Raw genomic sequence first — 21,641 nt, 5'->3', positions numbered from 1 at the left:
GTGACCATGGTAATAAGACAGTTGTATCGTCTACTCTTTAGCTTCGTCTTAGGGATCAGCGTATTTTCGGCCGCAATCGCCCAAGATAACAATCAGTCACCCACAGCACCTAATACAATAGTACCCAATACAACAGCACCCAACACGATACCGACTATTCGTGTCGGTGGTTATCCATTTGCCCCCTATGTGGATCTACAACAGGATGGCCGTTACACAGGCCTCACCCTCGATATCATTAATGCATTGAATCAAATACAACAAGAAGTGTTTTTTGAATTTACCGTCACCAGTATTGAGCACAGATATAAAGCCTATATGTTAGGCCGCTTCGACATGATGATATTTGAGAATCCCGCCTGGGGATGGCAAAAAATTGCGGATCAGTTTATTCCGCTAAATATGATAGATGGAGAAGTGTTTATTGCGCTTAAGGCCAAAGCCCATAATCAAAATTATTTCAAAAACTTAACCAATAAATCAATCGCATTCGTTAAGGGCTATCACTATCAGTTTGCCCACTTTGAAACCGATACTGAAACGCTGAAAAAGCAATTTCGCCCTTTGTTTGTCAGCAACAACAGAGCCTCTATCGAAAGCATTCTGCGCGAACGGGCAGATATCGCTCCTGTCACTCATTCCTATTTACAGTATTATTTAAAGGCTAATCCACAAGACAGCCATTTACTTTTAATATCAGATAAATGGGACCAAATGTACGATAATGGAATCTTGCTTAACCACAGTTCATCACTCGATGCTAAGAAGCTAACACACTGGATTCAGCAGCTCATCAACAATGGCAAACTCACCGAGCTCGCTGCCCAATACGCAATCCAGTCGAGCCAATAATGTTTTATTCACACTATTAGCGCAGTTAGTTTCGCCAAGCCGTTAACGCGTCAAGCGCGATGATTATCTGAGCATGATTAGCGATTTATGCGACAGACAACAGAGGCCCAAGCATTGCCAAAGTGCCAATCAGCAAAAAAATTAAAGCCTGCACTATAATCATCTGGCCACTATTTGGCGGGCTCAAAGTGGCAATATAAAACTGCCAAATTGCGAAGATCCCGTAATTCATCCCAAGAAATAACAATAAGCTATAGGCATACATACCTGGGATCACTCTAAGCGCACAGGCCAAAAGTACCGCAGTTGAGGCCACAAAAAACACTGACTGACAATGAAATAAACAGCGCAGCATTTGCTTGCTCTGCTGGGAAACATTGGCCTTTAACAGCGGCGCCAATAAAACACGCTTACCATAGATCAAATGGTATCCACAGACTCCAGCACTCAAGACAGTTGCTGCCATTAATGTTAAAACCATACTGCTCCTCGTTATTGCTCATATTGGCTGGTGTTTGAAGATAAAGCGTAAACAGAACTAAAATTGCAACCCTAGCGATAAGACCCTTAAAACCCCAGTTGAGTTTCAGCTTAACAAAAATAACCTAGTTGGCTAAGAATCATTGAGTCAACCGAACCGCAACCAATTCACATTGGCCTGATAAAAATTAACTCGCGCAACCCAGTGCTAAGTTCTTAGCGCAAAAAGGAGCCCTTAGGCTCCCTTACTTCACATGTTTAAAATCACATGCTTAAAAACCTGTGCTGACTAAAACCTGCGACTACATAGTTGCCATAGTCCAATAATCTAAACGCTTTTGTGGATCGGCTAATAGGTTTTTACATTCTTCTTTATATTTGCCCATTAACGCACCTAAGTTACTTGAGCCCCCTAAGCTTTCGATTTGACGCGCTTTCGCGTCGGCAACTGCTTGAGTCACTTCAGCTTCAGAGCTGTATTTCTTGGCTAAATTCTCAGATTCAATTTTAGAGCTTTTTAAACGCTCACCCACAGCCTGCATTTGCGGTGCATTCATCGCCCCAATAGCTTCTGAGCTAATTTGGTAATAAGCGGCACACTCAATGGCTTCTTTACTAAACGCTTTTTCTGCTTCATCAGCCCAAACTGCGGTACTGGCACTCAATACTAAACCACCTAATACCAATGTTTTTACCTGAGTTAACATGTTACTTTCCTTTTAATCGTCATAAATAAACCTACTCAAGCCCTCGGTGGATCTCAAGCTCGTAGATATAAAAATCTTGGTTACGCACAAAGCCTAAGCCTTCATACAAGCCCTGTGCGCGCTGGTTTTTTTGCTGTGTTTCTAACATCAAATAACTCATATTATGCGCTTTGGCATAACTGGCGGCCTGCTGCACTAACGCTCGCCCAATACCGACACATCGGGCATGTTGAGTCACATACACATCATTGAGGATCAACATTGGAGCCATACGTAACGATGAAAAGCTGGGATACATTTGCACAAAGCCTAATCCAAGCCCTTGATTATCTTTGGCAATAAATATCACCGATGACTCATCTAGCAATCTTGAATGAATAAACTGCTCCGCGGCCGCGACATCATCCCTGCGCCCATAAAACTGTCGGTACTCATTGAATAACACTGCAATCTCATGGGCTTGAGTCACATCTGCTCGAGTTATAATGCTTGCCATGGGCATTTCCTTGGTATCGTTAGAGTGTTGGCGGGTGTTGTCGCAATCTAAATTGCAGACTGTTTTTCACCGTAGGCCACTCAGCATCAATAATGGAATACACCACAGTATCGCGAATTGTGCCGTCTTTAAGAATTTTGTGATTACGCAACACACCATCTTGCTTAGCACCCAGTCTCGCAATCGCTTGTCTGGAGGCTTGGTTATGCCAGTGAGTTCGAAACTCAACAGCGATGGCATCTAAGGTTTCAAAGGCAAAGGTCAATAGCAATAACTTAGCTTCGGTATTAATCCCTGTGCGCTGGGCACGTTTTGCATACCAAGTGTAGCCAATCTCAAGGCGACGATTTTCAGGCTCCCAATTGCAAATTCGCGTGCAGCCGACAATTTCACCGCTCACTCTATCCCGCACTGCAAAGGGAAAACTCTGACCCCGCGCTTTTTCTTCGAGGGCTTTAGTCACATAGGACTTCACCTCGGCGGGTTCTGGCACGCTAGTAAACCATAAACGCCAAAGTTGACCATCTGTCACAGCTAAACTCAATGCCGCCACATGGGACAAAGATAAGGGCTCAAGCACAATATGCTCACCCGTTAAACAACCTAAGTTATCTTCACAGCCCACAGTCTCGCCTCCGTTAGATAATAGAAAAGTGTGTTGTTGCGCACATTTTTATCTAGCCTAACATTAAACGAGAATAAAAAAACACCCTATTTTCAGCATGATTGGACAAATTTGTCCTATTGTCGACGGCTTAGATTACCTAAAGCTTAAGAGTGTAAAAAATTTGAGAAATGAGTGAATGGCAGTTAAATCCGCTTGGAGTCAATACTGCTATCACAGAATACGTCGCGAAATGAGATAAGCAATCGGGGCCAATAACAGCAAACACCTAAATCTGCGTTCAGTATTTAAGCGTTTGCTATCCGTTGAAGCTAGCCACCATAGTTAGAGGCAAAAGTTAAAATCTAAAGTTAAAAGCCATGCACACTGTTACTGACCCTAAACCAACCCGCAATACTATTGCGCTGGGCTAAGGTTTTAGTCACTTCATGGGGAAATCGCTCACTGAGAAAAATCACAAAATGACCCATTTTAGGTGCGATGCGTTCAATCTCAATATCAGCTTCATCATAGATAATCAACTCGCCACAATCAGCCGCTTTCCAGTCAGGATTTAAGAAAAACACTGTGGTTAAGATACGGTTTTGACTGCCTTTTAGCGCATCGACATGCTTTTTATAAAATGCCCCAGGCTGATATACCGCATAGTGACTTTCATAGTCGAATAACCCCATAAACAAACGACGATTTAAGCCATTTTTGAGTTGCGTCATCAGTTCAAGATATTGGGCATCAGGCTCGTTGTGCTCTTCTAGCCATTGTATTCTGTCGCGGCGAATGTCGGGGTTTAATTGCTGCTCTGCGCCACGACCAATGGACGCAGCTTTTAGCTCATGTGCTTGCGTTGATTGAATTTTTTCCAATAGCACTTGGCTTATATTGTTTGGAACTAAGTCAGGTAAAAAGATATAGCCTTTGTCTACTAAGGCATCAGCGATCACGTCCAGCATTGCTTCACTTAATTGCGAAACCATTATGCTACATCCAATAAAAGGGCTACGCTTTTGCTGTACTCAAGGGCTCAAGGAGGGATTAAATGAGCCTGATTTTCGAGGGGCGTCGATACGAGATATGATTGCCATATCTCAACAGTAAATTTTCAGAATTCTAGAGTAAAGAACGCCGAATTACAATAAAATAAAAATCACTATAAACAACAGCTTAAATTCAACTAAACAGTTCAACTGGCTCATCATCTGGGCTAAGCTGCACACACTGCTCAAACTGTAATCCCAGTTTGTTCAGCAATGCCTTTGACGCGCCATTATGGGCGCTCACAATCGCCACAATACGCTCGATACCTAAACTTTTGCCTAAATCAAAAGCGGCTTTCGCGGCTTCGAATGCGTAACCCTTACCCCAATATTGCGGCAAAAAAGCATAGCCTATGTCGACATTATCAAGCGTCGGCCGTTTGATTAAACCGCAAATTCCTATGGTGAATCCGTTCTCCGCAAGCACCACGGCATAAAAGCCAAAACCACATTCGGCATAACTTTTCATTGGTCCATTGAGGATATAATCCTTGGCCTGCACAAGCGTGCGTACTCCCCTGTCCCCTATATTCTCAATAAAGCCTTGGCTATTGAGCAACACTAGCATAAATGAAGCATCGGCTGGGGTTAACTGCCGCAGGATTAATCTCGGAGTACGCGCCACTTGCATAGGATTTCTCCACTAAAAATAGACAATGTTTATAAAAATATAGTCATAAGCTTTTTCATAAATAACGGACGTATTGGCTGCCGTCCTTTTGCGGTTTTTGGGGTGCCACAACCGCTGGCGTACCGACATACAAAAAGCCGACAATTTGGTCGTGTGGTTCAAGGCCTAAGGCGGCATTCACATTAGCATCGAAGGCAAAATCGCCCGTGCGCCATACCGCGCCTATCCCTAAGGCAAAAGCCGCTTGTTGCATCGCCATCGTTGCGCAGCCCGCTGCAATTTGTTGTTCAAGTACAGGCACTTTAGGGTGTTGCTGCGTTTTTGCAACGACAGTGATCACCATAGGCGCACGCATTGGCATACCCTTGGCTTTATTAACGAAATCCTCGTCGGCGCCGCTGGCTTTAGCCGCCTCAACAAAGATATCGGCTAAGGTGTTTAACCCTTGATCTGTGGCAATAATAAATTCCCATGGGGCTAATGCACCATGATCTGGCACACGAATGGCAGCATCTAAGATGATTTTTAATTGACTCGCATCGGGAGCGGGAGCGATTAATCGCGGGGTCGATTGACGGGTGAGCAAAAGTTCAATAGCGTCCAAGTTCTTATCCTAGTTCGATATAAATTGCGTTCAAGCATAGCAAATTGCAGGCAAAGAGGCATAAAAAAATCCCACCACATGGATGGGATTTAACGCTTTGATTGCGCTTGAAAATCGAGGGCTCTTTATAAAAGGCTTACTTAACCCCGCAACGCTTAGCGATGAAATAATCTAGGCTAGTGTAACGGCCGCCGCCTAAGGTAAAGAGTGCCAACAACATAATGAAATAAGTGGCCGCAAACTCAATACCATTATTAAGCACAGCTAAGTTACCTGAGCTGGTCAGCCAGTCGTAATTACCATGCTCCTGCAATATTTCTTTAGCTTTCGCCAGTTTATCCCCTGCTTCAAGCACTCTGTCGTTGGCTAGCCAAGAACTGCCATCGGCAATCGCTAACCAGCCATTTTGCCAATGCACGGTGAATGCAGCCACCAACATAGTGACCATCAAAGGGATAGAAATCAGCCGAGTCGCAAGCCCAAGCAGTAACAAGATAGCGCCAAAGAACTCGGTTCCCGCCGCCAGTCCTGCCATTACCGCCGGCATTGGCAGGCCTAAACCCCAATCGGGATTGGCAAACCAAGCCACCGTATCGTCAAAGTGAGCGAGCTTGTTATAACCCGCTTGCATCAACACGGGCGCAAGGTAAATCCTGAGGGCTAATGGCGCTACGCCATCGAAATAGCGACTCATATTGAGCAATTTTTGGTAAAGGGATGCAAGTGGCATAGTGTCTCTCTTTGACTAATTTATTGGCATGCAGGAATAGACCCTAGCAAGCCCATTAATCTTTCATGGCCTAGGCTTTTTTTGCACTTGTCTCTTTTTCAATGGCTTCTTGATTAAGCTCGGTGAGATCTTGAATGAGTCCGCCCAACTTTTTATAAAAGTGCTTCGACTGCTTATCCGATAGGCTCGCGTTCATTGCTAGCAGTAAGGTTCCAAATGCCTCAGTATTTTTACGCAAAAACACTTTATGTTGTTCAGACTTAAGCTCATCGGGCTGCGTCATTAGCAAGGTCAAACGCTCGGTTAATAGCGCTTTATCGGCGCGCTGGCCAAGGGCGACCTCAAACTGACGTAACCATTCGTGGCGATACTCGAGCCACATATCTAAGGTGGATAAACGCTGTTGATTATACTGATGAATAAGCTCTTTTTGTTCAGCACTCACGCTGCCAAGCCAGTCATCAAATTGCTCTTGAAGGTTTTCATCGGCCTCTTTTTGTAACTGCGTTGGGTTTTTGCCGGCAAACTCTTTGACAAGCTCCTGCTCATCTTCCCGTAATTTGGCGAGGATTTGCTTCACCTGTTCATCGGACAAGGACATTATGATGGGCAGTAATTCTGGCAAGGCAAACTCAAACAAACGAAACCAATGCCGCTTAGCTATCTCCACATGCTCGGCCCATAATACTGGTGTTAAGGTATTGGTTTTGATGAGGCTTTCGACTTCGGTTAATTGCACCACATAGTGGGACAATTCTTTGGATTGATGCCACAGGACAAATTTTTCAATGAGGGCGTCAAATGCCTTTTGCTGCGATTTATCTAAAGTAACGTAATCCTCTTGCTCCCAACCGATGGCCCAATCGAGGAAATGGTAACTGAATTTAGTGGAACAGGCGCTTAAGCCTAAGAGACACACAAGTAGCATCACGCCTTTTTTCATTCTGAATCATCCATCCTAGAACTGTTGCTAATATGACGCTTGAGCCTATATAAAGTTGCCTCTTATATCAAACAAGTTTGTCTAATAAAGGTTTTCAATATGTTAATACTTTGCCTACTTTATGATTCCAATCGAACAGCCATCCTTATGATGCTTGGGTGATGAGCGGCCAAAAACAATCAAACCATGCGAGATAGTCGGCGCTACGACTGGGCTCCGTTTGCGCCGCCATCAATAATGCCCAGTAACAGGCAAATACCCAGTACATGTCAATGGCGGCGGGCACGGCCTCTGCGGCGTTTATTGAAACATAAGGGTGTTCACTCAGATACTGCGTCACTAACTCGTTTTGCTGGGCAGGCGTTAACGCATGGGTCGCTAACACTACGGCTAACTCACACAGGGGATGCGACGCCGTCGCATACTCAAAATCGATACAATACAAACGATTATTTTTGAGTAGCAAGTTGTGGGGATTAAGATCGCGATGACAAAACTGCGGTTTAATTAAACAAGCCGCTAAGTTATCGCACCAATCTTTGATGGCGATTTGGATGTTAAGCAGTTTAGCCACACGCTCATTCCAATTGTGCATTGTGGTAAGAGATGCCTGATAAGCAAGCATCTGCTGGTGATATTCCTGCCATTGTTCAGTGATACTAATGGCATAAGGACCTGTGGGCAGTTCCCGCAATTGCAGCAATAATTCCAGCAGTAAGCGCGCAGTTGAGTTGGGATGCTTATCTTGCTGTATTAGCATCAACCTAGGCTCAGGACTTAAACAAGCTTGTGATGAAGAGCCGTGATGTAAAATGCCCAAAGACGACTGCCTCAGCACAAAATCAGCGGCACTGGTTTGGCGCTCTAATGCTGGCCAATGGATGAAGCGTTTACATTGAAAGCGTTCGCTATCAATCACATTGTGTTCAATTGCCGCACACTCTGCTGCGCTCGCTACTGCACTTTCGATAAAGTCATTCTCAATAAGGTCACTCTTAATAAAGTCACCCTCGATAAAGTCACTCTCAATAAGGTCACTTTCAATAAAATCGCTGAGATAATAGCGCTCATCTTCACTCACCCACAGCAGTTCAGGGGCAAGTTTAGCTTGGGCGAGTTGTTGCCAGTAAAAACGCTCCTGCTCGCGGGTGCAAAAACTATCCGCCGCATTGGCATTGCCCCGCAGCACATAACACCCTGTTGGCGTAGTGATCTTATAATTATGATTACTCAAGCCGCCCGAAAGCTCGCAAATACTCTGCACTTGCTCAAGCCCAGCTCGTTTGAGTATGGGCAAGAGTGTATTGAATGATTCGCCCGCTGAGTATGGCTTAGCAGCATTGACATCGAGCATTAACTGAGTAACTTCAAGGCATTGGCCTCACGGGCATCGGCTAACGCAGTGCGCCACAGGAAATACCCTACAACTGCAAGCCCTACATAGAGTACGAATAATAACGAGGTCAACATCAAGCCTTTACTGAGATAAAGGTAAATAGACACTATGTCGATAACGACCCAATAGAGCCAATTCTCAAGTACTTTCTTCGCCACTAAATAGGTCGTCATCACAGCAAAACAGGTCGTGGCCGCATCTAAATAGGGGAACGCGGCTTGGGTATACATCGCCATGCCGTGCCCGACAAAAAGCGAAATAACGCCTGTCACCGCGATCAACTTCAAGTGGGTTTTCAACGACCAAGTGGTCACTTTGACCCCTTGATGTTTATCGCCGCCTTGGGTCCAGAGCCAATATCCATAGAGCGCCATCGCCATATAATAGATATTCAGCACTGACTCCATCAGTAACGACACTTTCCAAAACAACACAGTGTAAATGGCGGTACTGGCAAAGGCCGCCGCCCAGCACCAGACGCTCGCCTTCATTGCCAGCAGTAGATATGCCATGGCCAGCAATACCGCTAAGGCTTCCCATGCGGTCATCACATGGACTTCACCAAAGACCGCATTCATACTCTCGACCAAGGTTAACCATAAATCTGTCATTGTGTTGTTCTCACTGCCGATTTATCGCGTATGTGACGCTAAAACATTATTCGCTGTGGGCTAAATTCAGCTCACCACCGATAAACTTACACACAAATACTGCCTTGCCCCACTTCTCATGGGCAGCTTGCATCTCGGTCGCCAGCATAGTCATCACATCTAAATAATCGCCGCACACTTGGGTTGCCATCGCATTGGTCACGCGCTCGATATTAGGATAGCTATCCACGCGACCAATGAACCACTTTATCGGATCGAGGTAGTTCTCATTGAAGGGATACATGCTAATTTCTGCGGTCAGTTTCATCTTAATTCCTTAAATTTGAGAGAAGCTATAGCCCTTACACCGGACTACAGCTTAGTCATAAGTTAACTCAAATGGCTCATAGTGACCTGAGCCATTATATGAGCTTTTACATAAACTTAACGTTAAAGGTGACGCCAATCTGACGCGGATCACCGTAACGAATATATTGCTTTTCTGCCCAGCCATTATCTGGCTCGTTACCGAAGTAGAAACCGCGCACACCGTATTCTTCATTGAACAAATTACGGCCCCATAAATAAGCCGACCATGCACTCGCCTCATAACCCACGCGGGCATTGACGATAGTGTAGGGTTCAGAACGGGATTCATTGCTGTCTGAATAGTAAAACTCGCTCTTACCGCTTAAGTTTAGGTTAGCAAACCAACCCGAATTGGCACGATAAGTCCCACCAAGGCTGTAGGTAAAGTGTGGTGAATGGGCCAGATCGCGGCCAGTTAAATCCACCTCAGTGCCATATTTGTCCTGATACTGATAATCGCCGTAGGCGGTTTCTAACCAACCTAAGCTTGAGTAAATTTGTAGATTATCCGTGGCATACCAGGTCGCATCTAACTCAGCACCATAGTTATTAGAACTGCCTGCGTTTTCGGTGAACAAAATAAAACGCTGCGGTTTATCAGGGTCTTGCTGGGATGCCGCCACCTGTTGATCTTGTCTGTCCATATAGAACAGCGCCAGATTAGTATCGATTAGCCCCGCTAGCCAATGGGATTTAAGGCCGATTTCATAGTTATAAAGCGTCTCAGTACTGAACTCTTTTTTATCGTTCAGTTCGACAGGCAAAGTCATGTTAAAACCGCCCGCCTTGTAACCGCGCGCGACACGGACATATGCGTTGTGTGAGTCATTCAGCACTTTACTCACTGCAATATGACCACCCCACATGGTTTCGCTCGGATCGAAATTATCGTTATTCGTATCTGAGTAATGGCTATTGCGGCGCTCTAAACGTAAACCCACAGATAAGGCATAATCTGAGCCCAGATCCGTATCGAGCTGACCAAACAAGGCATAGTTCGTCGCTTCATACTCAGAGTCTAAGACTTCATCCGGCCAAGTATTATATTCAGAATACAATTGGTTATCTTCTTTCAGATTCATGGCGTACACACCAAGCAACCAATCTGTGCTATCCGCAAAGATTCGGCCCTGCTCGGTAGAACTTAAGCGAAACTCTTGCGACACAGTTTTACGTTGGCCAGTTTTATCCCAAAAATAATCATATTGGCACGGCGCCAGATTGCCATCGTCATCACTGCATTGCTTAGAAGCCCAATACTCTGGGTTCGACCAATCGCCATCGTAACTGTAATGGTGATCGGTATTCGCAAAAGAGGTTAACGAGGTTAACTCAAAGGTTTCGGCACCAGAATAGGTCGCTTTAAAGCCTGCGCCTGTGGTGCGCTGGCTATCGACACCCGGTTGATCCGATGTCGTCTGGGTCGGTGAATTAGTTAAACTCCACACATCATAGCCATTATCAAAATCGGCGTGCAGCACAGTTAAATCAAACTGCAAATCGTCAGTCGCATACCAGCGCAGCTTAGCGCGGCCGCTGAACTCATCGCGGCCATTGGTATCGTCACGACCTAAATAGAGGTTGTCGTGGTAACCATTTTGTTGATGTTGCTGCAGTGACACGCGATAAAGCAGCTTGCCAGAATCCGTTAATGGGCCTGAACTGAAACCGCTAAACGTGCGTAAATCATCGTCGCCTAACGAGACTTCGCCGCCATGTTCAAACACATCGGTGGGATCGTTACTTTTCAGATAAATCAGTCCCGCTAAAGCATTGGCGCCATAGCGTGTGCCCTGCGGTCCACGCAGCACTTCGACTTGCTGTAGATCGTACATGCTCGACACCATGCCAATACCGGATAAATCGATATCATCAATGATGTAACCCACAGAAGAATTAGGCGCACCTTGGTATTGCTCTTGCTCACCTACACCGCGAATTTGAAAATATTTTGGCCGCGAACTTCCACCTGACCAGTTAAAGTTAGCAATAGAATTAAGCACATCCTCGAAATGCTGCGCGCTTTCATCTTGAATTTTTTGACTGTCGATAACGGTAATACTTGAAGGCATTTTTTCTAAGCTTGAACTGCGAAAATCCGCCGTAACTACCATGACTTCCATCTCAGTACTAGGATCGGGTTTATCGATAGCGTCGGTTTGTGCAAATGCAACAGTGCTCAGCGCGGCAGCAATGGCTAATGCCAGCGGCGCTCGGGTTAAAAACGGGGAATGACGGTTTGACGTTTTACGGTTTGACATAGGACCTCAAATATAATGTTTGAGATCCGGCAACGAATAAGCGATTCAGAAGTGTGCTGTTAATTGGCCCATTCCTACGCCGGTATTAGCCGGATCAGGTTCTAAGGGTTCGTCAGCTGACATCTCAGTTTGCAGTAATCAACGTAAATTCATTCGCTGCAAACACCCCTTGGCGGCGCCTAGTATACATGACGGAAATAAAAAGTGGGCACTCTTATCTCTGCGATTCAATTAAATGTCGCGAAAACCACGGCCCTTCAGTTCGTATGATGAAAATATCTTTAGTAGCCGCCTAAATCCTTTCGTCCATTTGACCGCCTATCATGATAATGCTATAGAAGGTCGCAATTTCGAAAACAGTAAGAGGATCATAGTCGATGCAGCTAAAACCTTTATCGAAAGGACGTTATAGCCAGCGATGGGAGCAAGACTATCCACTTATTGAAGCGGTTGTACTTAGCTGTATCAGCGAAATAAAAATGCTCAAAAAAGGCGCTCACCTCATGACGCAGGGGGAAGCGATGGCATCACTTGTATTGGTGAAGCAAGGTCGCGTATCACTCGGCCATACCGCGAGAAATGGTCGGTGTTTTCAATTAGGTACTATTGATTGTGATTCACAGCTGTTTGGCGAAATGGAGTTCTTCACCCAGTACCACTGTCAACTAGACATTATTGCCAGTGAACCCTTAGAAATCACGTTGATTAGCGCTGAAAAACTGCAACATTACCTCGGTCAACACCCTCAACTCGCGCTATTTTTCGCTAGTGCAATTGCGATTGACTACCAAGACACAGTGGATATTTTTACTCGGCGACTGCTCTATCCCATCAGTTATAACGTGGCATTTGATATTTACCATGAATACTTAAATGACTTGCCCGTAGATGGCTTTAGTAAACGCTATTTAGAGGCTGAACGATTTGGTACTACCGACCGAGTCTACCGTCGGGCACTACAAAATCTTGAGGAACGAGGCTTAATTGAGCGGAAAAAAGATGGCATTCGGATTTGTGATCTCAACGCACTCAAGAAATTTGTTGAAGCAGGCATATAATCGCTTTCAGCATAACCCACACTCGACTTAATTTAACAACCGAGTGTGGGATGGATGCACAGGTAAATTAACTTACCGATGGCGAGTGTTGTTCCATAGCCGATTTCATCCGACTTGAAACGATCAATAACATAAATATCGCTGCGTAAAGCAAAGGAATCACATACATCACTGTTTGTAATCCGATAATACGTTCAAAGAAAGAACTGATGGCTGGGCTAAACATCGCCCCTGCACTTCCGCTAATAAGAATATATGACACATTTTTGCTGCTGGCTTTTTTTACAAAAGACACGCCATAAGCAATAAATGCATTATAAAGCGCGGCACACACAAAACCGTAACCATAGGTTAAATAAGCTATCCAATTAAGATTATTGGTACTGACAATGGCAGAGGTGAGCACCATAGCTAAAGCAATAATACCAACTAAGAAATGGTGAATTTTTACACGAGTCACAATCACAGTCGAAATTAGGGCACCAATTAGCGCAGCGGACCAATACTGGGTAATAATATTACCCGCCTCTTCAAACGGAATATCAAATTTTTGTTTTACAAATAAAGGTGCCCAAGTTAAAAATGTATATAATGCGAGCATCCCTAAAAATAATCCAATACCCCCGCTAATAATTCCAAAATTCCACTCAGATTGTTGCTTATCTTCTGTTGAAGAAGACTGTTCACATATAGAAAAATTAGTGAATAATGTAATAATGACGGTACCTAACGCGACCAAACCTACAGCTAAATAGCTATAACTCCATGATAGTGAGCTTGTTAATGCATAAGTTGTTATCAATGGAAAAATAACACCTGCAATATTAAAAGTCGCATCCTGCACTACTAACATTGTGCTTTGTAATTTCTCTTGCCACACAGACACCACAATCGTACCAGCAATACATAGACCGATACCGCCACAAAAACCAATCAAGGTCATTGCCACCATCACAACTTGTAGGGAATTGGTTAGATGTAAAGCCAGAGCAGAAAGAGCAACCAGACTGTAACTTATCAAGGTCATTCTTTTGATACCCATTTTTTCAATAAAGAAAAATGCTGCAATCGTCCCCGCGAGTGCACCACCATTGAGCAATGAAAAGATTGATGCAACTTCGTTAACATTAGCAGCAAATTTCTCAGCTATGGGTTCAATCAACATCCCAAATTGGGTCGCAAAGCCCGCCATAATAAAATTGGCGAGAAAACTGATGGCTGTTAAAGTAATTTTATTATTCATTATGTCATTCCATAAGTGAAATGCTAAGGGTTCAAAGGATGGCTTTAAACCTAATTGAGGGCGGTTTCTAACGCGAGCTCGATCATATTATTAAAAGAGAGTTGGCGTTCTTCGGCCGTTGTTTCTTCACCGGTTAAACAATGATCCGATACCGTTAAAATGGCTAATGATTCGATACCTTGTTGGTGTGACAATCCATAAAGCCCCGCCACTTCCATATCAATACCTAATACCCCAAAACGCTCAAGTGCGGGGATCATATCTTCATCGGGATCGTAATAAAGATCACCACTAAAGATATTGCCAACTTTTACACTAATACCTTTCTCATTCGCTGTTGTATAGGCTTTATGCAATAAAGAAAAGGTCGCAGAAGTTGCCATTTGGTAGCCGCTACTACGCTTAGCGTTAGTAGGTGAATCCGTACCTGCGGCTTGGGCTAAAATAACATCTCGCATTTGTACATGTTTTTGTGTTGCACCTAAACTGCCAATACGAATAATGCGTTTCACGCCAAAATAATTAATCAGCTCATGGCCATAGAGCACCATAGATGAAATACCCATACCATGCCCCATAACGGAAATGCGTTGTCCTTGGTAAAAGCCCGTGTAACCAAGCATATTGCGAACATTCGTGACTTCTACGGCATCGGTGAGATAGGTTTCAGCGATATATTTAGCACGTAGTGGATCACCCGGCATAATAACAGTTTCAGCAAAATCAGTAGGTTGAGCATTAATATGAGCAGTCATCTTTCTATCCTCATGTGGTAATATGCTGATAGTAGTGCTCAATCACTAAATGTATTTAGGACTAAAGTCCGGTTCTAGCCCTGCAGTAAGTTTTTTTACTCAACAATGAGTAATTAATCGCATATTTCAACATGATAAGGCTGAATTAATAAAGATAAAAAATGAGAAAAGGTTGTTGAAAAATTAATCAATATGGATAAAAATGGCTTACCCCAGAGAGAAGTAAGCCATTATAACAATCACTTTATATCAAAAAATAATTTATAAACTAAACAAAGGCAAACTCAGGCTTAGTTCGAAAAGGTTTCGCGCACGTACACATCAAATTTAACCACTTGGGCATTAGGTGCCACGGCGGAGACTTGCAATTGTTGCTTGCCGTGTAATTTGACCGATTTCCAGCTGGTTGCCTCATCTTCTATGGTGTAACCGCTGGCGTCGTACCAAGTGAATTTATACTGCACACGCATGTCAGTTGATGATTTGCTAACAATCAGCGCAGAGCCCTGCACTAAATCACCGACTCGGCGAGCATCCACACTCTGTACCGCAATATCTCGGGCAAAGCTGGTATTATCGACGCGGGTTTCACCCAGTGAACTCACTGAAATCCCGGCGGTATGTGAGGCACAAGCACCTAAGGTCAGCGCCGCGGCCAATAATAGTCCGGTATAAATTTGTTTCATATTTTTCTCCCAGTCACGCGACTAAATGCGCGGCTAGCGCGCATTATTCCCTATTAAACGACAAGCTAAGTGAACTGTGCTGAACTTATGCTTAACAAGACAGACTTAATCATCACTCAACTATCTGCTCACTAAAACGAGTTAATCAATCAGAAAGTGCGCCCGTGCCGTAGCGATGAGCTGCTTACGATTGGTTTGCCAACAATCGATATTCACGTTGGCCACTCTTCGCCCCTGACGGGTAATGCGACATTCTGCAAAGCTATCTTTATGCAGACCCGCACGCAAATAGTCGATAGAAAAATCGACCACTTTAGGCACTTTGGCTGTTTGCATAAAAACCATTAACTGCACTATCGCCGACATCTCCATAAAACCTGCAATGACGCCGCCATGGATAGCGGGCAACACAGGATTACCGATATTGTCGTCCTTAGCAGGTAATTTAAAAATCAGCTCATCACCAAAACGCTCAACCTTCATCCCAATAAATTTGGCATAGGGAACGTGCTCAAGTAAATGACCAAAATCGTTAAGCTCAGTGGCGCGCTTAACAATGCCTTGCACATCAATAGGAGCTTTGACTTGGGCGTTTTGAGTGGGACTGGCTGCGCCAAGTTCCGAATTATTTGCGCTCATCAGTGTCTCCTATTTCAGGCACGGCTTCACCCATCAGCGCTTGTCTAAAGGCATCACCCACCATTTCTGGACTGATCCGCATAAAGGAACCAACAGCATGGGCAATAGGATCATCTATGCTGTCTTGATAAGCAATCGCGCGGGTAAAGGCAATGTTGGAAGACAACTTGTAGCATTCCGCAAACCCAAACACAGGCTTATGGGGCTGAGCGGGCTTCATATAATCCACCCGCAAATCAAGCGTAGGTGAGATTTCTAACAATTTGAATTTATGGAAAATTGCACTGACCACTGCACTGCCACAGGCGGTATCCATTAAAGTAGTAATAACTCCGCCATGGATAACGCCCGTATCGGGATAACCAATTAATTCAGTGCTGTAGGGCAACTCAATCAACACATGGTGCTCACTCGCCTCCAGTACGGTTAAACCGAGACGACGACACTGGGCTAGTTGATCCACAAACCGCTGGGCCATTTGGGTCAGCGGGAAAAAATCCGAATTTACCTTCATTGGCCTTGGCTCAACATGGGCCCCAGAGGCTCCCCGCCCACAAGGTGGAAATGAATGTGATAGACTTCTTGTCCACCGTGTTGATTGCAGTTCATGATCAGTCGGTAGCCATCTTTAGCGATACCCGCTTCCGCCGCCAATTTAGCCGCAACAGTCATCATACGGCCAAGCACCGGCTCATCAGAGGCTTTCATGTCGTTCGCCGTTGGGATCAAATGATTCGGCACAATCAAAATATGGGTTGGCGCCTTAGGGGAAATGTCTCTAAAGGCAGTCACAAGTTCATCTTGATACAGAATATCCGCGGGAATTTCGCGACGAATAATTTTGCTGAAAATCGTTTCTTCGGCCATGGGGCGTCCTCCTTGGGTTAGTTGGCATAGTATACTAGTAATTCAATGCTTTGTGTCTGTAGATATTTTGCTTTTCATTTGCCAGTTGCAGGCATTTTTGGCAGCATGGCCACCATTAAAACACTCAGGTTTTGCAGGATAAATATGATCCATTACCAGATAATCCCCGTCGATCCGAAAGCCCATTTATTCGCAGTCACTATGACATTATCCCAGCCCAAGCCTGTACAGGTCTTTAGCCTCCCCGCTTGGCTACCTGGCAGTTACATGGTGCGCGACTTTGCTAAAAATATCATTGAACTCAAGGCACAAGATGCTAATGGCCTAACACTTAAACTCACCCAACTAGATAAGCAAACTTGGTCGGTTGACAATAATAGCAGCGAAATTATTCTAACTTATCAAGTGTATGCTTGGGATCTGTCGGTGCGCACCGCGCATTTGGACATGACCCACGGCTTCTTTAACGGCAGTAGCGTGTTTTTATCCGCCCACGGTTTTGAACAACAAACCCACACTGTCACTATGTTACCGCCCTCTGAGCCCACATTAGGTAACTGGCGCGTCGCTACGAGTATGACCCGCATCAGTGGTGACGACTTTGCCTTCGGCCAATTTAGTGCCACAAGCTATGACGAGCTTATCGATCATCCTGTGGAAATGGGCTTATTTACCTTAGCCAGTTTTGATGCCTGCGGCGTCCAACACGATATCGTCCTCAATGGCCGCCACCGCGCTTGCATGCCAAGGCTCTGCCAAGACTTAAAAGCCATTTGTGAGTATCAAATCAATCTCTTCGGCACGCCTGCGCCATTTAAACGTTATTTGTTTATGACCACAGTATTAGACAATGGCTTTGGCGGGTTAGAGCACAGAGCTTCTACCGCATTGATGTGTTCTCGCAAGGATTTGCCACTGTCGCTCGATGCGCCAATTAATAACGACTATCGCACTTATTTATCCCTGTGCAGCCACGAGTATTTCCACAGCTGGAACGTGAAGCGGATTAAGCCGGAGTGCTTTTTACCCTATAAACTTGAGGCTGAAACCTACACGCCACAACTGTGGGCCTATGAAGGCATCACTTCCTATTACGATGACCTCCTTACCTATCGCGCTGGGTTGGTAGATGAACACAGCTATTTAGATATGCTGAGTGAGACCTTCACCCGTGTCTATCGCAGCCAAGGACGCTTTAAACAAAGTGTTAAAGATTCAAGCTTTAATGCCTGGACTAAGTTCTATAAGCAGGATGAAAACGCGCAAAACGCCATCATCAGTTATTACACCAAAGGCGCGCTGTTTGCGCTGTACTTAGATTTAACCCTGCGCAGTGAAACCCAAGGCAAATACAATCTCGACCATGTTATGCAGATTTTATGGCAGGAATATGCTCTGCAAGACAAAGGCACGACTGACAGCTGCCACCAAGCGATTGTCGAGCGACTCCTAGGCCGTGATTGCCACGATTTGTTTGTCTACTTAGATAACACCGACGATATTCCACTGGCTCCGCTACTTGCCGAATTTGGCGTCGAGTTTAACCTTCGAGCCAGCCAAGGTCCGCAGGATGTGGGCGGCGGGCAAGCGAAAGGTTATGACATTGCCTTTGGCGCGAAAACTCAAGTGGCGCCGATGGGATTGAAAGTGGTGACTGTTACCCAAGGCAGCCCTGCCCACCTTGCGGGATTAAGTGCGGGGGATATCTTAATCGCCGCCGATAACTTGCAAGTCAGCGCGCAATTTGAGTCGCAGCTACAGCAATATCCGCTGGGTGAATCCTTGAATCTACATTGGTTTAGACGGGATGAATTGATGACGGGTGAATTGATGATAACTGCCGCGCCGAAGGACACTGTCGCCCTAGCAATTAGTGACAAAACTAAACTCGCGGCTTGGTTAGGACGTTAATTTAACGTTTTAATTCGATTGATTTTAAGACAAACAAAAGGGGCAAAAGCCCCTTTTATCATTTCTGAGATAACACTTAACTTAGGTACTAATCTCTAAACGCACACATCTAGGTCTAGAACAGTATTCCCTTGCCAAATTAGTGTCTTCTATCAGTGCTAATACAGATTTAAACCACCACATCGTGCAAATAGGTCTGCGCCCACGCAATCGCTTGACCACGGCTCGACACACCGATCTTACGGAATACTCGGTACAAATGGGTTTTTATCGTGCTTTCACTGACAAACAGCTGATTAGCAATATCTAAGTTAGTACTACCCGTTAAGAGAGCTTGTAATACTTCTCGCTCACGAATTGTCAGCGGCTCAGTATCTTCGAACAAACCAAAGTCATCGTTTACCCCATTGACAAGTTGAATTGGGATCACCCTATGGCCTCGTAAAATATTCGAGAATCCTAGGCTAATCTCAGTTAAACCCGCATCGAGATAAAACACCCCTGCGGTCGTGGCCGCTTGCATTAAAAAACGTGCATCGACTTGTTTAGGGAATTGTAAATAGACGACTCGTACACTTGGTTGTTCACGGGCAAGTAAACGCTGAAATTGATGGGCTTTTTGAAGATCAACAGTTGCTAAATCAATCACTACCATGGAGGCATGATTATCCTTGATTTGTTCACACATCTCATCAGGGCTGACTTGCGTCAACTTAACGAGAAACTCCTGTGGCCAACGTCCTGCTAGCAATTCCATTAATACTTGCGATCGTGACACTACAATCCAATGTAATATTTTGAACATCCTGCTCACTCCCTGTCTGATTAACGATTATTCACTTTGAGAACCTAAAATCCTCTCAATACAACTTCAACATCCGTTCAATAGACTTCCAAGTCTATCGTGGTGACGATATTAGCATTAGATAAAACAGATTAAAAAGACTTACGTGAAAAATATTTACCGTACGCAAATCAAAAACTTCTAACACTTTCGTTGAAGCCACTATCAATCAGAAGTCTTAATTGAAACTGAAAAAAATTACTGAAATTTTTAGATAAAAGCGTAAGATCATATCAACACAAAAAATAAGGAAATTCCATGTCCAGCAGTAAACCCACCGCGCTTGAAGTCAAATCCTACCCAGTGTGGGACAAACCGACTCGATTATTCCATTGGATAAATGTCATTCTCGTTCTCGCACTCATCTTAGTGGGTGGCATCATGATGTATCGCACTGAGTTAGGCATCACTGAGTTAACCGGTAAAATTGGCTTGAAAACTTTACACGTGTGGATAGGATACGCGTTTGCAATCAACCTTATCATTCGCCTTGTGTGGGGTTTTGTCGGTAACAAATATGCGCGTTTCAGCCATATGTTTCCCAATGCCAATAGCAAAAATGAGTTAATGACCTACAAGTCAGAACTGGCCGCGGGTAAAAATCCGCAGTATTTAGGCCATAATCCTAAAGGTAAATTTGCGGTCCTCGGCATTATGTTGCTCTTAGTCACTATCATGGTAACTGGGCTTTTACGCGCAGGAACAGATATTTACTACCCACCGTTAGGTAGTGCTGTACAAAGCTATCTGGCCGATACCAATGTCGATCCAGCAAGCTTAAAACCCTATGATGCCACTGGGGTGAATACCGAGAAAGCGGATGCGCTTAAACCGCTGAAAGGACTCGCCGGTGAAGTTCACGTTTATGCGGTTTATCTACTTTTGCTACTGATTTTACTGCATGTATTCGCAGTGGTTTATACCGAAGTTAAACGTCAACCTGGGATTATTTCTGCCATGTTCTCGGGCAAGAAGATCATCCAAGGTCAGCCAAAAGACGAGTAATCGGTTAGTTTAATGATAAAAATAACGCCAGCATTTGCTGGCGTTATTTGTTTAGACTTGAAGGCTCACGCCAACGTTTCTAATATTTTTTGATTATTTTTTCAGAATAGTCGCAGGTGTACGGCCATCATCATGGCAGCTTTCACAGGTAGGTTTTTCACCTACATTCATATCATGCACCGCATGACAATCTGCACAGACTAAATTGCCGTCATGTGGTTTATGCACAGCGTCCATCTCAGCAAGAGAACCGTGACAGCTTTGACACTGTTCAAATTCAAAGGCACCATCCGCAGAAGGTGTACCATCTTTATGACAGCTTTCACAACCACCCGACTCAGCGTGGAAATCAGACAATTTTTGATCTGCAGCAAATGCGGTTGGCGACAGCGCTAACGCTGCGAGACTAGCCCCGAAAAGCGCACTTAATAGTTTTTTGCTCACAATAGTATCCTCCAATGGCGATTGTCAGTGGAAATTCTTGTCAGGGTGACTTCCATCTCGCAACCAAAAGTAAATAGCACGACTCAATATAACTTAGCTAAGGATGAACGAATAAGCAAACCCATGCTAAGCACCCCAACTTTATCAACATACTCAAGGGTAAAATGTGCGCTGCATCATGTAACCACATGCTTATATAAGAGTTTTACATATGCCTAACCTAGAGGCTACATAATGTAAATCCCTAAAGCGACTAAGGACAAAATAAAAAGCCTGAATTAGACAATATGGGCTCTATTCAAGGGACTTGAAGACAAATGACAAACCCGAAGGCAATAACGCTAAACAGGAAATATAGCGAGTGATTGATGAATATGTGTAATGGAGACGAAACATGGCGCCTTATATGGTGCCTAAATGTGGCGCCTGAACGCCCTACTCGTCTCAGGCACTGAGTTCCATGACAGAACT

General features: G+C 44.5%; 25 protein-coding genes and 1 riboswitch. Of the genes, 4 read left to right on the top strand and 21 right to left on the bottom strand.

The features are described 5' to 3' along the window. The first annotated feature begins 6 nt into the window (after positions 1-6). On the top strand, positions 7-852 hold the full coding sequence (locus tag Q4Q57_RS14250) for a transporter substrate-binding domain-containing protein (RefSeq protein WP_311891185.1): 846 nt from the start codon (positions 7-9) through the stop codon (positions 850-852). A gap of 85 nt (positions 853-937) precedes the next feature. On the opposite strand, the gene Q4Q57_RS14245 is transcribed toward Q4Q57_RS14250, so the two are convergent. The 13 genes from Q4Q57_RS14245 to Q4Q57_RS14185 all read right to left on the bottom strand — a co-directional run bounded on the left by Q4Q57_RS14245 (position 938) and on the right by Q4Q57_RS14185 (position 11,718). Beyond that, positions 938-1,333, bottom strand: a complete 396-nt coding sequence (locus tag Q4Q57_RS14245) for a hypothetical protein (protein ID WP_106650289.1) — start codon at positions 1,331-1,333, stop codon at positions 938-940. Positions 1,334-1,634: 301 nt separating this feature from the next. After that, on the bottom strand, positions 1,635-2,039 hold the full coding sequence (locus Q4Q57_RS14240; RefSeq protein ID WP_106650288.1) for a hypothetical protein: 405 nt from the start codon (positions 2,037-2,039) through the stop codon (positions 1,635-1,637). A gap of 31 nt (positions 2,040-2,070) precedes the next feature. Then, complete coding sequence (locus tag Q4Q57_RS14235; RefSeq protein WP_311891184.1) at positions 2,071-2,535, bottom strand: GNAT family N-acetyltransferase; 465 nt, start codon at positions 2,533-2,535, stop codon at positions 2,071-2,073. 19 nt (positions 2,536-2,554) lie between these two features. Beyond that, positions 2,555-3,160 carry a GNAT family N-acetyltransferase gene (locus Q4Q57_RS14230; protein WP_220592729.1) on the bottom strand — a complete coding sequence of 202 codons (606 nt, stop codon included), beginning with the start codon at positions 3,158-3,160 and terminating at the stop codon, positions 2,555-2,557. Between the two features lie 350 nt (positions 3,161-3,510). Continuing rightward, positions 3,511-4,134: a 2OG-Fe(II) oxygenase gene (locus Q4Q57_RS14225; protein ID WP_259512915.1), complete on the bottom strand. Its 624-nt coding sequence runs from the start codon at positions 4,132-4,134 to the stop codon at positions 3,511-3,513. Between the two features lie 193 nt (positions 4,135-4,327). Continuing rightward, positions 4,328-4,825 (bottom strand): GNAT family N-acetyltransferase, encoded by a 498-nt coding sequence (locus Q4Q57_RS14220; protein ID WP_106650284.1) that lies wholly within the window; start codon positions 4,823-4,825, stop codon positions 4,328-4,330. Positions 4,826-4,880: 55 nt separating this feature from the next. Then, positions 4,881-5,429: an NAD(P)H nitroreductase gene (locus Q4Q57_RS14215; RefSeq protein ID WP_011846586.1), complete on the bottom strand. Its 549-nt coding sequence runs from the start codon at positions 5,427-5,429 to the stop codon at positions 4,881-4,883. Positions 5,430-5,565: 136 nt separating this feature from the next. Then, a complete protein-coding gene (locus tag Q4Q57_RS14210) occupies positions 5,566-6,159 on the bottom strand; it encodes a DoxX family protein (protein ID WP_311891183.1) in 594 nt (197 codons plus the stop codon). A 70-nt stretch (positions 6,160-6,229) separates the two neighbouring features. Further along, positions 6,230-7,102, bottom strand: a complete 873-nt coding sequence (locus Q4Q57_RS14205; protein WP_311891182.1) for a DUF6279 family lipoprotein — start codon at positions 7,100-7,102, stop codon at positions 6,230-6,232. A gap of 145 nt (positions 7,103-7,247) precedes the next feature. Then, entirely contained in the window at positions 7,248-8,456 is a 1,209-nt protein-coding gene (locus Q4Q57_RS14200) for an aminoglycoside phosphotransferase family protein (protein ID WP_311891181.1), read from the bottom strand. Further along, positions 8,456-9,109 carry a nicotinamide riboside transporter PnuC gene (gene pnuC, locus Q4Q57_RS14195; protein WP_311891180.1) on the bottom strand — a complete coding sequence of 218 codons (654 nt, stop codon included), beginning with the start codon at positions 9,107-9,109 and terminating at the stop codon, positions 8,456-8,458. Before pnuC ends, Q4Q57_RS14200 begins: the two co-directional genes overlap by 1 nt. Before the next feature lie 46 nt (positions 9,110-9,155). After that, entirely contained in the window at positions 9,156-9,416 is a 261-nt protein-coding gene (locus tag Q4Q57_RS14190) for a hypothetical protein (protein WP_028760297.1), read from the bottom strand. Between the two features lie 106 nt (positions 9,417-9,522). Next, the gene (locus tag Q4Q57_RS14185; protein ID WP_311891179.1) at positions 9,523-11,718 is read right to left on the bottom strand and encodes a TonB-dependent receptor domain-containing protein; all 2,196 of its coding nucleotides are present in this window, start codon (positions 11,716-11,718) and stop codon (positions 9,523-9,525) included. Between the two features lie 54 nt (positions 11,719-11,772). Beyond that, a riboswitch (TPP riboswitch) is annotated at positions 11,773-11,898 on the bottom strand. Positions 11,899-12,095: 197 nt separating this feature from the next. Here Q4Q57_RS14185 and Q4Q57_RS14180 point away from each other — a divergent pair. Further along, positions 12,096-12,776 (top strand): Crp/Fnr family transcriptional regulator, encoded by a 681-nt coding sequence (locus Q4Q57_RS14180; RefSeq protein WP_261273030.1) that lies wholly within the window; start codon positions 12,096-12,098, stop codon positions 12,774-12,776. A gap of 67 nt (positions 12,777-12,843) precedes the next feature. Here Q4Q57_RS14180 and tsgA read toward each other — a convergent pair whose 3' ends face one another. The 6 genes from tsgA to hinT all read right to left on the bottom strand — a co-directional run bounded on the left by tsgA (position 12,844) and on the right by hinT (position 16,966). Continuing rightward, positions 12,844-14,019 carry an MFS transporter TsgA gene (tsgA, locus tag Q4Q57_RS14175; protein ID WP_311891178.1) on the bottom strand — a complete coding sequence of 392 codons (1,176 nt, stop codon included), beginning with the start codon at positions 14,017-14,019 and terminating at the stop codon, positions 12,844-12,846. A gap of 50 nt (positions 14,020-14,069) precedes the next feature. Continuing rightward, on the bottom strand, positions 14,070-14,774 hold the full coding sequence (gene deoD / locus Q4Q57_RS14170; protein WP_012196924.1) for a purine-nucleoside phosphorylase: 705 nt from the start codon (positions 14,772-14,774) through the stop codon (positions 14,070-14,072). Between the two features lie 290 nt (positions 14,775-15,064). After that, positions 15,065-15,460, bottom strand: a complete 396-nt coding sequence (locus Q4Q57_RS14165) for a YcfL family protein (protein ID WP_220592722.1) — start codon at positions 15,458-15,460, stop codon at positions 15,065-15,067. A 141-nt stretch (positions 15,461-15,601) separates the two neighbouring features. After that, entirely contained in the window at positions 15,602-16,099 is a 498-nt protein-coding gene (locus Q4Q57_RS14160; protein WP_259521415.1) for a PaaI family thioesterase, read from the bottom strand. Continuing rightward, positions 16,086-16,613, bottom strand: coding sequence for a PaaI family thioesterase (locus Q4Q57_RS14155; protein ID WP_006081304.1), 528 nt, complete (start codon positions 16,611-16,613; stop codon positions 16,086-16,088). Before Q4Q57_RS14155 ends, Q4Q57_RS14160 begins: the two co-directional genes overlap by 14 nt. Continuing rightward, a complete protein-coding gene (hinT, locus tag Q4Q57_RS14150) occupies positions 16,610-16,966 on the bottom strand; it encodes a purine nucleoside phosphoramidase (RefSeq protein ID WP_006086341.1) in 357 nt (118 codons plus the stop codon). The genes Q4Q57_RS14155 and hinT overlap by 4 nt, the downstream gene beginning before the upstream one ends. Positions 16,967-17,110: 144 nt before the next feature. Here hinT and Q4Q57_RS14145 point away from each other — a divergent pair, with 144 nt between their 5' ends. Then, positions 17,111-18,877, top strand: coding sequence for a PDZ domain-containing protein (locus Q4Q57_RS14145; protein ID WP_311891177.1), 1,767 nt, complete (start codon positions 17,111-17,113; stop codon positions 18,875-18,877). A gap of 169 nt (positions 18,878-19,046) precedes the next feature. Here the strand turns inward: Q4Q57_RS14145 and Q4Q57_RS14140 are convergent, their stop codons facing one another. After that, positions 19,047-19,682, bottom strand: a complete 636-nt coding sequence (locus Q4Q57_RS14140; protein ID WP_006081301.1) for a LuxR C-terminal-related transcriptional regulator — start codon at positions 19,680-19,682, stop codon at positions 19,047-19,049. Between the two features lie 297 nt (positions 19,683-19,979). Between Q4Q57_RS14140 and Q4Q57_RS14135 the strand changes: the two genes are divergently transcribed. Further along, on the top strand, positions 19,980-20,726 hold the full coding sequence (locus Q4Q57_RS14135) for a cytochrome b/b6 domain-containing protein (protein ID WP_011846577.1): 747 nt from the start codon (positions 19,980-19,982) through the stop codon (positions 20,724-20,726). A 93-nt stretch (positions 20,727-20,819) separates the two neighbouring features. Here Q4Q57_RS14135 and cctA read toward each other — a convergent pair whose 3' ends face one another. After that, positions 20,820-21,170: a tetraheme c-type cytochrome CctA gene (gene cctA / locus Q4Q57_RS14130; RefSeq protein WP_006081299.1), complete on the bottom strand. Its 351-nt coding sequence runs from the start codon at positions 21,168-21,170 to the stop codon at positions 20,820-20,822. Positions 21,171-21,641: the final 471 nt, after the last annotated feature.

Source organism: Shewanella sp. SP2S2-6 (assembly GCF_031931965.1).
Taxonomy (GTDB): Bacteria; Pseudomonadota; Gammaproteobacteria; order Enterobacterales; family Shewanellaceae; genus Shewanella; species Shewanella baltica.
The sequence above is the reverse complement of the archived record's forward strand: the minus strand, read 5'-3'. Positions and strand labels throughout refer to the sequence as shown.